This window comes from Pseudomonas sp. HAR-UPW-AIA-41 (assembly GCF_002304225.1).
Taxonomy (GTDB): Bacteria; Pseudomonadota; Gammaproteobacteria; order Pseudomonadales; family Pseudomonadaceae; genus Aquipseudomonas.
Genome location: NZ_NSLB01000001.1, coordinates 359,782 through 374,230 on the forward strand (window position 1 = coordinate 359,782; position 14,449 = coordinate 374,230).

The 14,449-nt window shown below is 58.0% G+C and carries 20 protein-coding genes; 7 read left to right on the top strand and 13 right to left on the bottom strand.

The annotated features are described in order from the left end of the window. Together CK486_RS01680 and CK486_RS01685 are read right to left on the bottom strand one after the other, a co-directional pair. Positions 1–1,086: an efflux RND transporter periplasmic adaptor subunit gene (locus CK486_RS01680; RefSeq protein ID WP_095938546.1), complete on the bottom strand. Its 1,086-nt coding sequence runs from the start codon at positions 1,084–1,086 to the stop codon at positions 1–3. Positions 1,087–1,088: 2 nt separating this feature from the next. Continuing rightward, positions 1,089–1,748, bottom strand: coding sequence for a TetR/AcrR family transcriptional regulator (locus tag CK486_RS01685; protein WP_095939036.1), 660 nt, complete (start codon positions 1,746–1,748; stop codon positions 1,089–1,091). Between the two features lie 176 nt (positions 1,749–1,924). Here CK486_RS01685 and CK486_RS01690 point away from each other — a divergent pair, with 176 nt between their 5' ends. The 6 genes from CK486_RS01690 to CK486_RS01715 all read left to right on the top strand — a co-directional run bounded on the left by CK486_RS01690 (position 1,925) and on the right by CK486_RS01715 (position 7,246). Further along, entirely contained in the window at positions 1,925–2,683 is a 759-nt protein-coding gene (locus tag CK486_RS01690) for a class I SAM-dependent methyltransferase (protein WP_095938547.1), read from the top strand. Between the two features lie 86 nt (positions 2,684–2,769). Further along, the gene (locus CK486_RS01695; RefSeq protein ID WP_095938548.1) at positions 2,770–4,059 is read left to right on the top strand and encodes an FAD-binding oxidoreductase; all 1,290 of its coding nucleotides are present in this window, start codon (positions 2,770–2,772) and stop codon (positions 4,057–4,059) included. 39 nt (positions 4,060–4,098) lie between these two features. Then, positions 4,099–4,656 (top strand): helix-turn-helix domain-containing protein, encoded by a 558-nt coding sequence (locus CK486_RS01700; RefSeq protein ID WP_095938549.1) that lies wholly within the window; start codon positions 4,099–4,101, stop codon positions 4,654–4,656. Positions 4,657–4,832: 176 nt separating this feature from the next. Next, positions 4,833–6,185 (top strand): glutamine synthetase family protein, encoded by a 1,353-nt coding sequence (locus tag CK486_RS01705; protein WP_095938550.1) that lies wholly within the window; start codon positions 4,833–4,835, stop codon positions 6,183–6,185. A 50-nt stretch (positions 6,186–6,235) separates the two neighbouring features. Then, positions 6,236–6,613 carry a MerR family transcriptional regulator gene (locus CK486_RS01710; protein ID WP_095938551.1) on the top strand — a complete coding sequence of 126 codons (378 nt, stop codon included), beginning with the start codon at positions 6,236–6,238 and terminating at the stop codon, positions 6,611–6,613. 54 nt (positions 6,614–6,667) lie between these two features. Continuing rightward, the gene (locus CK486_RS01715) at positions 6,668–7,246 is read left to right on the top strand and encodes an NAD(P)H-dependent oxidoreductase (protein ID WP_095938552.1); all 579 of its coding nucleotides are present in this window, start codon (positions 6,668–6,670) and stop codon (positions 7,244–7,246) included. Between the two features lie 8 nt (positions 7,247–7,254). Here CK486_RS01715 and CK486_RS01720 read toward each other — a convergent pair whose 3' ends face one another. The 11 genes from CK486_RS01720 to CK486_RS17870 all read right to left on the bottom strand — a co-directional run bounded on the left by CK486_RS01720 (position 7,255) and on the right by CK486_RS17870 (position 13,338). Further along, positions 7,255–7,734, bottom strand: a complete 480-nt coding sequence (locus CK486_RS01720; protein ID WP_095938553.1) for a hypothetical protein — start codon at positions 7,732–7,734, stop codon at positions 7,255–7,257. Between the two features lie 539 nt (positions 7,735–8,273). Next, positions 8,274–8,810, bottom strand: a complete 537-nt coding sequence (locus CK486_RS01725; protein WP_141248862.1) for a hypothetical protein — start codon at positions 8,808–8,810, stop codon at positions 8,274–8,276. Positions 8,811–8,921: 111 nt separating this feature from the next. After that, complete coding sequence (locus CK486_RS17845) at positions 8,922–9,257, bottom strand: hypothetical protein (RefSeq protein ID WP_141248863.1); 336 nt, start codon at positions 9,255–9,257, stop codon at positions 8,922–8,924. A 112-nt stretch (positions 9,258–9,369) separates the two neighbouring features. Next, the gene (locus tag CK486_RS17850; RefSeq protein WP_141248864.1) at positions 9,370–9,681 is read right to left on the bottom strand and encodes a hypothetical protein; all 312 of its coding nucleotides are present in this window, start codon (positions 9,679–9,681) and stop codon (positions 9,370–9,372) included. A gap of 83 nt (positions 9,682–9,764) precedes the next feature. Then, positions 9,765–10,304, bottom strand: a complete 540-nt coding sequence (locus tag CK486_RS17855; protein WP_141248865.1) for a hypothetical protein — start codon at positions 10,302–10,304, stop codon at positions 9,765–9,767. Between the two features lie 113 nt (positions 10,305–10,417). Continuing rightward, complete coding sequence (locus tag CK486_RS01730; protein WP_095938555.1) at positions 10,418–10,732, bottom strand: NTF2 fold immunity protein; 315 nt, start codon at positions 10,730–10,732, stop codon at positions 10,418–10,420. A gap of 102 nt (positions 10,733–10,834) precedes the next feature. Then, on the bottom strand, positions 10,835–11,329 hold the full coding sequence (locus CK486_RS18020; RefSeq protein ID WP_176481628.1) for a hypothetical protein: 495 nt from the start codon (positions 11,327–11,329) through the stop codon (positions 10,835–10,837). Between the two features lie 96 nt (positions 11,330–11,425). Then, positions 11,426–12,001 (bottom strand): hypothetical protein, encoded by a 576-nt coding sequence (locus tag CK486_RS01735; RefSeq protein ID WP_218192078.1) that lies wholly within the window; start codon positions 11,999–12,001, stop codon positions 11,426–11,428. Further along, positions 11,937–12,239 carry a hypothetical protein gene (locus tag CK486_RS18455; RefSeq protein WP_095938556.1) on the bottom strand — a complete coding sequence of 101 codons (303 nt, stop codon included), beginning with the start codon at positions 12,237–12,239 and terminating at the stop codon, positions 11,937–11,939. The genes CK486_RS01735 and CK486_RS18455 overlap by 65 nt, the downstream gene beginning before the upstream one ends. A 479-nt stretch (positions 12,240–12,718) precedes the next feature. Continuing rightward, entirely contained in the window at positions 12,719–13,033 is a 315-nt protein-coding gene (locus CK486_RS17865) for a hypothetical protein (RefSeq protein WP_141248867.1), read from the bottom strand. A 92-nt stretch (positions 13,034–13,125) separates the two neighbouring features. After that, positions 13,126–13,338 (bottom strand): hypothetical protein, encoded by a 213-nt coding sequence (locus tag CK486_RS17870; protein WP_141248868.1) that lies wholly within the window; start codon positions 13,336–13,338, stop codon positions 13,126–13,128. Between the two features lie 142 nt (positions 13,339–13,480). Between CK486_RS17870 and CK486_RS01745 the strand changes: the two genes are divergently transcribed. Beyond that, on the top strand, positions 13,481–14,446 hold the full coding sequence (locus CK486_RS01745; protein WP_095938557.1) for an integron integrase: 966 nt from the start codon (positions 13,481–13,483) through the stop codon (positions 14,444–14,446). Positions 14,447–14,449 lie beyond the last annotated feature (3 nt).

The window sequence follows — 14,449 nt, forward strand, 5'->3', positions numbered from 1 at the left end:
TCAGTTCACCCGCCCGGCTTCACGGGCCACGACCTGCTGGCCGGCTTCGACAAAGCCCTGGCCGGCGGTGATCAGCGCCACCCGCTTGGGCAGACCGGCGACCCAAGCGGTCTGGTTGCTGACGCTGATCAGCTGCACGGGCGTGAACTGCACCACCTGCTGCTCGTTGAGCCACTTGACCCCCGGCCGGCCGTCCTTATCCAGACTGAGCAGGGCTGGCGAAACCGCGTGGGCGAGGGCTTCGCCGGTATCGATCAGCAGGGTGGCGCTGGCACCGGCCAGACGCAGGTGCTGCGGATTGGCCACCGCCACTTCGATGCGGAAGCTGCGTGTGCCGGGCTCGGCGGCGGCGGCGATGAAGTGCAGGGCACCTTCCAGTTGCGCGCCATCGAGCAGTTGCACGCGGACCGGCTGGCCGATGGCCAGGCGCGCCACATCCTGCTGGGGAATCTGCGCGCTGACCTTGAGTCGGCCGATCTCGACCACGCTGAGCAGGCTCTGGCCGGGCTCGACATAGTCGCCCAGTTCGACGCGGCGTTCGTCATACACACCGTCGAACGGCGCCCTGATGCGCGTGCGGCTCAGGGCCAGGCGGGTAGCGTCGAGCCGCGCGCGGGCGCTGGCCAGCTCGCTCTCGACCTTGAGCAGGTCATTGTTGGACAACAGCTTCTGCCCATACAGGCGCCGGGCGGCGGCCGCGGCGGCTTCCTGCTGGCGCACATCGGCTTCATCGCGCGCCAGTTCGGCCGGGCGGCTGTCACCCGAGAGGGTCAGCAGTACGTCACCGGCGGCCACGCTGCTGCCCTTGTCGCGATCCAGCGCGACAACGCTGGCGTTGATCTGCGCGCGCAGATCGACCCGACGCCAGGCCTCCAGCTGGCCCTGTACCAGGTGCTGGCGCTGCATCGGCTTGGCCTCGCGCCACTCGAACTGCACCTGCGCCAGAGCATTCTGCTGGGCCGGTGGCTGATCGGCCGGCGCCTGCTCGCTGGCCTTGAACCAGTTGCCGGTGACCAGCCAGAGCAGCAGGGCGACGCTCAGGACAATGGCCAGCAGCCAGGGACGTTGAAAGAAAGCACGCAGCATGATCAGTTCCCTTGCAGCCGTGGCTGAGCGAGTAGGCGCGCGGCCTGGCCGTGCAGGCCGGCAATGATGAAATCGGTGATCTGGTCGAGGTAGGCGTCCATGGCGGTATCACCCAGCCAGTCGCCCAGGCGGCCGCTGGTGATGCGCAGCATGGCGCCGGAGAAGCAGGCATCCATGGCAGCCAGCAGGAGCAGGCAGTCCCTGGCTGGCAGCGCCAGATCCCCAAGCGCCTGACTGACCAGCGTGCTGAAGTGCTCGGCAAAGGCCGCCTCCATGGCGGCGAAGCGCTGGCGGTACTCGGGGCTCAGGCGCTCCTTGAATTCCGGGCGCTCGCAGTGCATGCACAGCTGCGCCATCAGCGGGTCGCGCTGGCAGTCGGTCAGCCCCTGACGAATGCTCTGGCGCAGGCGCTCGTCGGGCGTTGTGCCGGCCGGCAACCGGCGGTAGCCCTCCAGGCAACGCTGGGAGAAATCCAGCACCAGTTCGGCGAACAGCGCCTCCTTGCTGGGGAAGTGCTTGTACACCGTGCCCTTGCCGATGCCGGCGGCTTCGGCCACTTCGGCGATGGTCACGGTTTCCCAGCTGTGCTGGCGAAACAGCACCAGGGCACTGTGCAGAATGGCCTGTTCGCGGTGCTGAAACTGTTGATCCTGATAACGCATGGCAGGCTTCAATGAATGGTTGTGACCGGCGGTCATGCTATGACTGTTGGTCACGTCCTGGCAATCTTCTGGTCGTCGTCAGGTTGCGACAAGGTGTTTCTCGGGCATGTTGCGCTACGCTGTTCGGCGCATGCCCGGGTTATTCCCAGACTGCCCAGGCAATCCGGAGGTGTGAGATGAATGAGGGATTCAGTGATCACTTCGCCCGCGTGGCCGGTCACTACGCCAGCAGCCGGCCGGGTTACCCGGCGGAGCTGTTTCTCTGGCTGGCCGAGCAGTGCAATGGCCATGCGCTGTGCTGGGACTGTGCGACAGGCAGCGGGCAGGCGGCGCTGGATCTGGTCGGTTATTTCCGTCAGGTGGTGGCCACCGATGCCAGTGCCGCGCAACTGGCCGAGGCCGCCGAGCATCCCCGGATCAGCTTTCGTCAGGCGCCGGCCGAGAACAGTGGTCTGGCCGATGCCAGTGTTGACCTCGTCGTGGTGGCTCAGGCCCTGCACTGGTTCGATGTGCCGGCCTTCCATGCTGAAGCGCGACGCGTGCTCAAGCCCGGCGGGCTGATTGCCGAATGGTGCTACGGCGTGCAGGCGCTGGAAGGCGACGGGCCCAACCACCTGCTGCAGCACTTCTATCACGAGGTGGTGGGGCCTTACTGGCCGGCCGAGCGGCGCCATGTGGAGAACGGCTATGCCGAACTGGCGTTTCCGTTTCCGCTCATCGAGGTGCCGCCCTTTGCCATGCGCCAGCACTGGAATCTGGCGCAGTTGCTCGGCTATCTGCGCAGCTGGTCGGCCAGCGGACGTTGTCTGCAGGCCAGCGGGACCGATCCGGTCGCTGCGCTGGAGACAGAACTGGCTACGCTCTGGGGCCAGCCTGAGCAGACCCGTGAGGTGGTCTGGCCGCTGACCGTGCGGGTGGGGCGTAAGGAATCCTGAACGTAATGTTCAATAAAGGCTTGCTTGCGTGAATTTTTAATGGCTAATATTCATGAAATTGGATTCTAATAATTTCATGGTGTGCCATGTTCAAACAGTCCGCCCAGCACGTTGCCAGTTACTACGCCGCCACCTTCCCCGGCAGCATTCCCCTGCGCAGCACCCTGCAGGAAACCCTGCAGGCCGATGTGCTGATCATTGGATGCGGTTTCAGCGGGCTGCACACGGCGCTGCGCCTGACCGCCGCCGGCAAGAAGGTGGTTGTGCTGGAGGCCAGCCGACTGGCCTGGGCGGCTTCCGGGCGTAACGGTGGTCAGGCGCTGCTGGGCTGGTCGTGCGACATGCCGCCGCTGGAGAAGGCGCTCGGCGTGGACCGCACCCGTCGTCTGTGGGACAGCATGGTCTGGGCTGCCGAGGAAATCCGCCAGCTGCCGCAGCGCCATGGTTTCGATATCGACTACCGCCCGGGCAGCCTGTGGACGGCCGTGCTGCCGCGCCGCGTCGGCATGCTGGCCGAGGCGCTGGAAGAGGCGCAGCACAAGTGGGGCTATGACCAGCTGCGCCTGATCGGCCGCGACGAGCTGCCCGAGTGGATCGGCAGCGAGCGTTACCAGGCCGCGTTGTACGACCCGCAGGCCGGTCATCTCAATCCGCTGAAGCTGGCCCAGGGCCTGGCGGCGGCCATCGAGCAGGGCGGCGGCCGGCTGTTCGAACAGAGCCGCGTGCTCAGCTACGGCGAGCAGGGCGAGGGTTATGTGGCCCGTACCGAGCGGGGTGAAGTGCGCGCCGACCAGATCGTGCTGGCCTGCAACGCCTACATCGACCGTCTCGACAGCGACCTGTCCAGCCGTCTGCTGCCGGTGGGCTCCTATCAGGTGGCCACCGCGCCGCTCGACCCGCAACTGGCGGCGTCGCTGCTGCCGAAGAACAGCTGCGTGATCGACAACCAGTTCGTCCCCGATTATTTCCGCCTGACCCCGGACCACCGCCTGCTGTTCGGCGGCGGCTGCACCTACCTGGGCGGCATCCCGGCGGATGTCGCGGCGGCCACGCGGCCCTATCTGGAGCGGGTGTACCCGCAACTGGCCGGTGTGGCCATCGATTACGCCTGGGGCGGCCATATCGACGTGAGCATGAAACGCACCCCGGATGTCGGGCGCGAAGGCGGCCGCTACTGGCTGCAGGGTTTCTCCGGGCATGGCGTGTTGCCGACCCTGGCCGCGGCCAGGGCGGTCAGCGATGCCATCCTCGGCGATACGGAACTGCTGGAGCTGTACCAGGGCCTCGACAACCCGCGCTTCCCCGGCGGCAGTCTGCTGGCCGCCCCGCTGGAAGCCGCCGGCAAGGCCTGGTACCGGTTGCGCGATTTCTTTTAATGATCCGGCCCACGGTTGGGCCGGTGCTGGAGACACACTATGGATATGCAGGATGAAGTCGAAGGTCTGGCGATCCTGATTCGCGACCTGCGCAAGCACAAGGGCGTGACCCTCAACGAGCTGGCCGAGCAGATCGGCCGCTCGGTGGGGTTCCTGTCCCAGGTCGAGCGCGGCAAGTCACGCCCGACCGTGGCCGATCTCACCGCCATCAGCGAGACGCTGGGCGTGCCGACCACCTATTTCTACAGCCTGAGCAAGCCCCGCGAAGTGCGCTGGGTGACCCGTCCGGGCGAGCGTCGCACCCTCTACTACGCCGGCGGCATTACCGACGTACTGGTTTCACCGACCATGAGCGGCGGCTTCTCCATGCTCGAAAGCCATCTGGCGCCGGGCGCCAGCAGTGGCGACAAACACGTCAATGACAGCTCGGAGCAGGGCGGTTTCGTCCTTGAAGGCGAGCTGTCGATCTGGCTCAACGATGCAATCGAGCCGGTGGTGCTGTACGCCAACGACAGCTTCCAGCTGCCGCCCTTTGCCCAGTTCCGTTACGCCAACCAGAGCGAGCAGCCCACCCGCGTGCTCTGGGTATTCACCTAGGTTCTGTACGAAAAGTGCCTGCGCTCGGTGATGCGTCGTTAAAAACCGGTTCGGACTGCTCATTTACCATTCGTAAACTCCGCTTCCTCACCGATTTTTGCCTAGCCTCGCCTTCGCTCGACGACTCCTCGTACAGAACCTGAACACTTCTGTTACAGACCCGTAGGACAATAACAATGACAACCTCCACCACCTTCCCCGATCTGCTCAGCGAAGTCCGCGCCTTCCGCGCGGCCAACCCTGAGGTGCGTTATGTCGACCTGATCTGTCTGGACATCCCCGGGCATTTCTACGGCAAGCGCTACCCGCTGGACATGCTGGAGAAGGTTGCCGCCGGCAGCCCGCTCAAGCTGCCGCAGAACTGCGTGCTGCTCGGCGTTCAGGGCGGCCTGTACCCGATCGGTGACTACTGCTTCCACGACGGTGACCCGGATGCACCGCGTCGTCTGGTGCCCGGCACCCTCAAGCCGGTGCGCTGGGAAGGCCAGCCGCTGGGGCAGATGCTGATCACCTCCGACGGCACCGAGGCGCCCATTGAGTTCGAGCCGCGGGAAGTGCTGGCTCAGGTGCTCAATCGCCTGGAAAAGCGCGGCATCCGCCCGGTGGTGGCCTTCGAGCTGGAGTTCTACCTGTTCGACCGCAAGCTCGACGCCGGCCTGCCGCAGTTCCCGCGTGATCCGCTGACCGATGACGAAGACGACCAGCCGAACATGCACATCGAGCGCCTGTCGCGCTTCTCCGGCGTGCTGCATGAGATCGTCGAGGCGGCCCGCGAGCAGGGCGTGGATGCCAACGTCATCACCGCCGAACTCGGCCCCGGCCAGTTCGAGATCAACTTTGCCCACAACCGCGACCCGCTGCAGGCGGCCGACTGGTCGGCACTGTTCTGCCGCAGCACCCGCGGTGTGGCCATGCAGCACGGCTACCGCGCCAGCTTCATGAGCAAGCCGTATCTGGATGCGCCGGGCAGCGGCATGCACGTGCATGTCAGCCTCTACGACAGGGACGGCAACAACATCCTCGACGCTGACCAGCAGCGTCCGCTGCGCCATGCCGTGGCCGGCTGCCTGGAGCTGCTGCCGCGCTGCATGCCGATCTTCGCCGCCAACCACAATGCCTTCCGCCGCTACGGCGCCATGGTCAATGCCGCGAGCAAGGCCAGCTGGGGCTTCGAGGACCGCGATGCGTGCATCCGCATTCCCGAGTCCGATGGCAAGAACCTGCGTATCGAGCACCGTCTGGCCGGTGCCGACGCCAACCCCTATCTGGTGCTGGCGGCGATTCTCTCGGGCATGGAACACGGCCTCGACGCACAGCGCGAGCCGATCGCTTCGCTCAACGAAGACCGCTCCAGCGGCATCGACTTCCCCAAGGACATGCTGACTGCCGTGGCCGCGATGGAGTCCCATCCGGTGGTCAAGGACAAGCTCGGCAGCGAGTTCGTCTACGTCTACTGTGAGAACAAGCGCCAGGATCATCTGGCCTTCATGCACGACATCAGCGCCCGCGAATACCGCTGGTTCCTCTGAGACACGAACGGCAACGGCCTGCGGGCGGGTGCCGGACGCAAGGAGTGGTCATGTATATCGGTGAACTGGCCCGGCGCAGCGGCGCCACCCCCAAGGCCATCCGTCTGTATGAACAGCTGGGCCTGCTCGGGCAGATTGCCCGCGAGGGCAGCTACCGGGTGTACGACGCGGCACAACTGCAGCAGGTGCAACTGATCCGTCAGGCCCAGCGTCTGGGTTTCAGCCTGGCCGAACTGGCGCAGGCGCTGGGTAGCGACCCGGCGCAGCCGGACTGGCGCACGCTGCTCGACCGTATCGAAGCCAAGCGCCATCAGGTGCTGGCGGAGATCGCCCGTCTGCGCCAGCTGGAACATGACCTGGGCGTGGTCGGCGAGGAAATCGCCGGCTGCCTGCACGGCCAGCCGGCCTGCGAAATCGACGGCGCTTGACTCTGCCCCTAGGGGCAGACCTTAGCCTGTACCGCCACCTGCCAGGAGACGGTCATGGGCAAACGCATCTTGCTGATTCAGGGTCACCCGGCGCCGGACAGTTACTGTCAGGCGCTGGCCAGCCGTTATGCCAGTGCCGCACGGGCGGAAGGGCATGAGCTGCGCGAGCTGACACTAGCGCAACTCGTTTTTGACCCGTTGCTGCATCAGGGCTACCGCGGCGAACAGCCACTGGAGGCGGATCTGCTCGCTGCCCAGGCGGACATTCTCTGGGCCGAGCATCTGGTGTTAGTCTACCCGATCTGGTGGGGCAGTGTGCCGGCGCTGCTCAAGGGCTTTCTCGACCGCGTGCTGCTGCCGGGCTTTGCCTTCCGTTATCACAAGGGCAAGGCCTTTCCCGAGGGGCTGCTCAAGGGCCGCAGCGCCGACCTGCTGGTGAGCATGGATACCCCGCCATGGTACTTCCGCTGGTTCTACCGCCAGCCGGGCATCTGGCAAATGAAGACCACCACTCTGGAGTTCTGCGGCGTCAGGCCGGTACGGGTACTGCGCTGCGGGCCGCTGATCGGCTCGACACCTGTCCGGCGTGAACGCTGGTTGGCGCAGGCCGAAGCGCTTGCCCGGCGTTTATAAGACGCAGCTCAGGCTGCCTTGGCATCGGCCCGGGCCAGGCGCCAGTCACGCCACAGCACCCAGACCATCAGGCCCACGGCGAACAGCCGAAGCCACAGGGCCAGTGTGGTATCCCAGTGCAACAGGCCCCACTGACCGAGGATGAAGCCCCAGTCGTGATCCCCTCCGCCGACCAGAGGCAGTTCCTGGCGCCGGGCATCGGCCATGTAGCGCGCCACGTTCAGCAGGTTTTCCGCCAGCCACAGCAGGCACAGGTGATAACCCCCGAACTTGCCCTGCCGGCGCAACTGCCAGGCTGCCGCCGCCGGCATCAGCAGCTGCATCAGCGTGCCGCCATACACCATCAGTCCCGGAGCCAGCAGACCGAACAGCGGGTGCCCGGCTTCATGAAACGCCAGATTGGCCGAGTCCAGAATCGGCACCCAGCCCCAGTGGGCATGACACAGCAGAAAGAGGGCGGCTACGGCGGTGAGGGCGAGTGTGCGCATGAGGAGTCGGAGAAGGGGGGGGGGCTTTCTGAAGATTAAGCTAACGGGCGGTCAAAAGCGTAGCTTTTGGAAACCCTGCCAGCGAAGTGAGCGGCAATTGAACGCACAGTAAGAGGTGCTCCTACGGTGCCTGAATGTGCTTAATCCAGAATGGTGCGGTGTAGCCAAGAATCACACCTACGATGACGGCTAGAGCATAGCCTTCTGGACCAGCATGAATATAAAGAGCAACTAAAAGACAGCCTATGACAGAGCAACATACCTGCCACGTAATGGGGTATTTAAAGGCCTTAGGCTCAATGTAAGGAGCTGCAATAGAACCAAGAGTGGCACCGAATGCTGCAAACCCAGCAACGCTTTGTAGCGTGAAGCCATGACTCAGCCCACCGAAAATGGCGAAGACAACTGCACAGGCTGCGGCCACTAAAAGGGCAATAGCGAAAGCAGGGCGAGTACTCCGAGCCATTGAAACCTCTAACTTTTGAGCTAAGGCCGCGGCCCGTCAGGGCCGTCGCGCCTGCAGCGAATTGTTGGGCACCTTACTTGCCTGATTTGCACTCTCCAGACGCATAAAATCGAAGATCATTCTCTGGCCCTTCCTCCAAGAAGCGAACCACCTTGCTAATTGGCAAGGTCATGGCTCCTGTTGTCGACGCCAACACGAACTGCGTTCCAAACGAATAAGGGATTAGATTTCTAAGGCTCGGCTTCTGCGTTTTCATGTACTCCTCGTAAGGAAGCCACACGTAAGGCGTTTTTGCGCAACGCTTTATGACTTCACCAACATAGGCACCAGACCAAATTATTGTTTCGGCAGCCTCCTCTGAGTCGGCATGAACCCCATGCTTTCGCAGAACTGAAAGCCATGCGCTAACTATATCTAGACTGTCAAGTGAGTAGTTGAGCCGATTTCGATCTAGCTTTTCAGGGAACAAAACATCAGTTTCTCCGCGAAGGCTTCCAGAAAAGAATTCGGCCACCTCCGCTATTTGAGAATCGAGTTCATTGGAAGATGACATTGCGACTCCAGGAGACAGAAACATCAACACGGAGAAAATTGCCTTCATTAAATTCACGCACAACCTCCTTAAGGTGCCCAACGATTAAGCTAAGCTCAGGGGCCGGCTTTAGCCTGTCCCAGTGAGCGAAGCGAACGATTTGAGCGCATTGTTAGGTGCGATCGCGATTTAATACTTGACTGATAATTCAATATTGTTACTTTCAAAATTGAACTCCACTGTGCAACTTGACCAGGGATTTTCGGCTGTGCAGTAGTTGTTATGGATAAAAAATTTTCTTAGCTCAACAAAAAGATCGAGTAATTCCGAGTCTGCGCTGGCAGTTGCAGGGATGAACCAGTCTTTTACTCCGGAGTTGTCGATATAGTCATAAGATATTTTAGCGTGATCATTATTTACGGATAATTCTGCTGTGCAGACTGTTTGGGTTGAATTGCTGGGTGTAATTTCTTTTAAGATAACTGCAATTCTATTGTAGATATCGTTTTCGGATGTATTGCTCATCTGTAAGACACCTAACGTGGAAGTGAGGGGCAGCCGGAGCGCGTAGCGCGGAGGGAGCCAACAAGCGCAGCTTGTTGGCTGTCCCGCTCGACTGCAGGGTTAGGTGACTCGTTCAACCTGGCAGGTTTTTTTCTTCCCATAGTTCAATTGCATCCAGTATGGCTTCTTCGTATTTGGATTGACTATTTCGGCTCTTGTACTCGGAAGTACTGGCCCTAGCGATTGGTGCCGAATAATTTATGGCTTCGGCTAGTTCATTAAGGTAAGACCTGCCGCTTTCTTTGAATCTTCGCGTTTCTTCTTCTGAAAGAAGCAGAGTGAAGTCATAGCCAACAAAGCTATGCTCACAGCTAACGTTGAGAATGAGTTGTTCATTCTCTGTAAGCAGACACCAAAACTTTGGCTCACAATCGATAACGTGCATAGTCACCTAACGTTTGGTTAAGGGGCGGGCTTTAGCCCGTCCCAGTGAGCGAAGCGAACGATTTAAACCAGTTGTTAGGCGACTTAGAATTTAAATTCGCCTTCAAAAACCTGATGATTATCGAGCGCGACGCTACACTTCCTTGCAGTCTCTACTGGGTATACCTTGCCTAGCATAGGTGCTAAATATTTATAAAATACTTGGTCGCAATTGGTGTCTTTTTTGAAGGGCAATGAGTTGCCGGCTGTGTCTGTTTGTATATTGCAGCCCGATACAAGCTCTGCGGGTAAAGAGTTAACTTTTATTAAATTTTTAGTAGATGCGTCTTTAATTTCTACGACGCTATCGCAGGATCCATTAACTACTCCATCCTGTGTTTTCTTTTCAAAAGCTACTCTTGTGTAGTCAGTACCTATAAATACTGGTTGCTCGTTCACTGTTACTAAATATTTTGAGGGTTTGAACATTATTTTTTTGATGCAGAAACTTGTGTTGACTGCTTTATTGTTGATGGTGGCTTGACCTGACTTGCAACCAGGAATTGCGCCTGTAAATTCCGATTTTTGTGTGCTCATGCATCCTGAGATAGATACGAAGCAGATGATTGCGATAAGCTTTTTCATAACCTTCCTTGATTGTGGATTTAACAGAGTGTTGCCTAACGTTTGGTTAAGGGGCGGGCTGTAGCCCGTCCCGAGTGAGCGGAGCGAACGACCTTGAACCACTAGTTAGGTGATTATTGCGAGTGATAAGTCTCCAGCACCTCGCCAGTTGTAGCGCATACCTCGCTTTCAGGCGTACCGCCAAGCATCTCTGGTAGGAGAGTTCCATGAACATGCCAAATATTATTGGTTTTTTCTGCCGCAAATGGCTCGAAGCCTGCCAGGTATTCGGGTTCGTATATTTTTAGCATCGCGCTTTTGGCAATTTTAATGGCGTGTATAGATGATGTTACAGCCATGGCTTGGCTGGCCTGAGTTTCAGGACATGTGCTGTCTGCATTTGCAGCTCCGACTATGAAGGGAATAAGGAGCAGCGCTGATTTAGACATAATTACCTAACGATTAAGCTAACGGGCGAGCAAAAGCGTAGCTTTTGCGAGTCCAGCGAACGAAGTGAGCGATAGTTGAGCGCATTGTTATGTAGCAACACACTATTGCCATGATGCCCAAAGACTAGCGGCTTGATCATGAGTGGATACTCCTCGATAGAGGGCGTCGAAGAGCGGTTCTGATTGTTCCGGGCTTAGTATTGAGCCTGAAACTACGGGAGCTGCCGGCCCCAAGAGCTTGAATGTTCCAGTGGCGAATGGCTGGAAGGGTTGAATATATGTAATTGGTTCACTCATTCCCTCTGCCCACGCCTCAACAACAAGTACATCAATCTTGCCTGTGCTTGTGCTTATTTGGCCTTCTCGTGCCAAGGCCCAGGCTGAAGCCGTAGGCTGTTGCTCCGATACAAATGCTTTTCCAGCGTCTATTGCTTGTTCTTGAGTTTCAGCTTCGAAGCGAGTGAGTTTTCGACCTGCTTCAGTCTCAACTATGGCTAATGGCACTAGAAGATCACCTTCGGGAAGGTCAGAGACACTCCAGGCTGCGTGAGCAAGAACGAACCCGGCGAGTAAACTTGCTGTTTCAGGTATGGCCACGATCTATCCTTGATACATAACAATTGGTTAAGGGGCCGGCTTTAGCCGGTCCCGAGTGAGCGAAGCGAACGACTTGAACCAGTTGTTAGAGGGCGCTCACTCCAAGGGCTCTGAGCACTGGGTCGACTCACCTGGGTATAAAACGAGTACGGGTTCTTTTTGAAACTCGTCGCTACCCGTGTAGTAGGTTTGAAGTGTCGCATATCCACTCTTGCTAACGCACCAGTTCCAAAAGAAAACCTCTACGCCATGCAGCATAAGAGGCATTTCAATTCGCCACTCATTGATTTTTGCAAACTCAGCTTCTCCGACAGAATTTGTGCGCCGAATGACACGGAATCTTTCTGAGCCGTATGGATAAGAGCTGATTATTAGCTCTACTTTGGCATCATCAATTGGTTCGCCGGCGCGGTCTGTTACTTTTGCGGTAGTGCTCGGCTGAAGTGTTTTGTATGTTGGGAAAGGAACGCATCCAGATATTAGTGTCAGGATTAATGTGCCAAGTAGGAGCCTCATGAGTAGCCCTCTAACGATTAAGCTAACGGGCGAACAAAAGCGTAGCTTTTGGACGTCCAGCGAACGAAGTGAGCGATAGTTGAGCGCATTGTTAGGCGCGATACCACTCACTGCTTTTGTATTTTTCAGGTATTTCTTGCTCAAACGGGTCGTCATATCCGAGCTTTTCTAGCTCATCGAACCATTGGTCACGTTTTGATTCAGGTAGCCTTGAACCGCACCAAGGGCAAAAATGGATCGTGATTGAAGACGTACCGCCGTCATGAATAATTATTCCGTACTCATTGAATTTATCAGAGTACTTGATTAGGTGGTCTGGGCATTCAAATGCATCAGCATGAAGATCACACCTGTGATTTGCCTGGCCTCTCATTTGCTCGCAGCAGTGATTCATGTAGTGCCTAACGATTAAGCTAACGGGCGGCCAAAAGCGTAGCTTTTGGACGTCCAGCGAACGGAGTGAGCGGCAGTTGAGCGCATTGTTAGGGGATTCACCCTAGTAGCCCTGCTATTAGGAAGCCCAGTATCGCGGGGGTAATGAATATATTAAATAATGTTATGCAAAGGCAGTAGAGGTGGAAGTTTTCTTTGCTCTCGACTGGGAGATGGAAAATTGCAAGCTGGAAAATAATGAGATAGGTGGAGATTATTAAAAATATTGCGCCACCTGCTAGGCTTGCTGACCAAGAGTTTGATAGTGCTGCCAGTGCAAAGATAATTAGTATTGGGGAAAGGGTGTACGGAAGATACCCTTTCTTGAATTTGTAGGCTGCTGGAGATTCCATTTTTCCCCTAACGATTAAGCTAACGGGCGGCCAAAAGCGCAGCTTTTGGACGTCCAGCGAACGGAGTGAGCGGCAGTTGAGCGCATTGTTATGTTGCAGCCTTGCAGGCATTTTCAACCTCAGTATTGAAGTTGACCGCGCTTGCAATGTGCTGCCGAACATCTGCACCCATTATTGGGTCAGGATCAAGCCACGATAGCTTGGCTAGCTTGATGAGCTGGTCAGCGCTAGGTGTTCGGTGTAGCCACCAATGGAACGCCCCACATCTTTCATGCTCTGAACCGGCTTCGTTGCCAGGTTTATAGCCGCTGAGCTGGATTTTAAATAGCTCATCAGGATACATGCCAAAGGTTTCCCATTCGGCAGGGAAGTTGAGTATGTGTAGTAACTCGCTTTTGGTCATCGGCTGATACATAACGATTAAGCTAAGGGGCCGGCTTTAGCCGGTCCCAGCGAACGGAGTGAGCGCTTTGAGCGCATTGTTAGAAGGCAGCTTCATAGTAGATAACCGCTCTTTATCCATGAAGCAACCACGACCTTGACCGTTTCAACAACTGTGTCCCAGTTATTTGGATTGAGGCCGTGTGATTCAATACCGTTAAGTGCGGCGACTGCTAAGCGCTGAGCACGTTCTTCGGGCACATGAAAGTGTCGCTGAATTAGCGCGGTAGTTTTGTGCTCGATTTCTGGCGTGTAGTACGCAGCCATGGTGCCTTCTAACTATAAGTAGACACCAAATGGTGTGTTTAAACGCACCATTTGGTGGATAACGTTCCTTGTCGTCACTGGCTTTCCCTGTCTAGTCTGAGCTGTGCAGCGCATCGTGCGCATTAAGGGAGCGGTATACACCATGGACGGCAAGCCTAAGCTGCTGGATCAACTGCGTGAGCAGATCCGGGTTCGACACTATTCGATTCGCACAGAACATGTCTACGCCAAGTGGGTGCGGGACTTTATCCGCTTTCACGGTTTGCGCCACCCTGCCGAATTAGGGGCGGTGGAAGTTGAGCAGTTTCTTTCGTATCTGGCCGTGCAGCAGAATGTCTCGGCTTCCACTCAGAATCAGGCGCTGTCTGCGCTGCTGTTTTTGTACAAGCATGTGCTGCATATCGATTTGCCCTGGCTGGACGATATCGTTCGTGCCAAGCGACCGGCCCGGTTGCCTGTTGTGTTATCCAGAGAGGAGACACAGCAGGTTCTGGAGCATTTTGAGGGGCAGATGGCATTGGTCACGGGGCTGTTGTACGGGGCCGGCTTAAGGCTGATGGAAGCCTTGCGGTTGCGGGTCAAGGATGTGGATTTCGCGTTGCGTGAAATTCTGGTGCGCGATGGCAAGGGGATGAAGGATCGGGTCACGGTGCTGCCTCAGTCTCTGGTGCTTCCCCTCCAGCAGCATTTGCTGTGGGTGAGGGCTCAGCATGAGCTGGACCTTCAGTCTGGTTTCGGCTCTGTCTATCTGCCGTTTGCCTTGGCGCGCAAATACCCTGGCGCGGCGCGTGAGTGGGGTTGGCAGTATGTGTTTCCTGCCTCGGGCATTAGCCGTGATACGCGTTCGGATGAGCGCCGTCGTCACCATCTGGATGAGAAGCGTGTGCAGCGGGCGTTTAAAGCGGCGCTGCGCAAAACGGCGATTACCAAACCCGCCACGCCCCACACCTTGCGCCATTGCTTTGCCACCCATCTGCTGGAGGCGGGGCAGGATATCCGTACGGTGCAGGAGTTGCTGGGCCATGCGGATGTGAAAACCACGATGATCTACACCCATGTGCTCAACCGTGGCGGGTTGGCGGTGCTCAGTCCGCTGGACCGGCACTGAGCG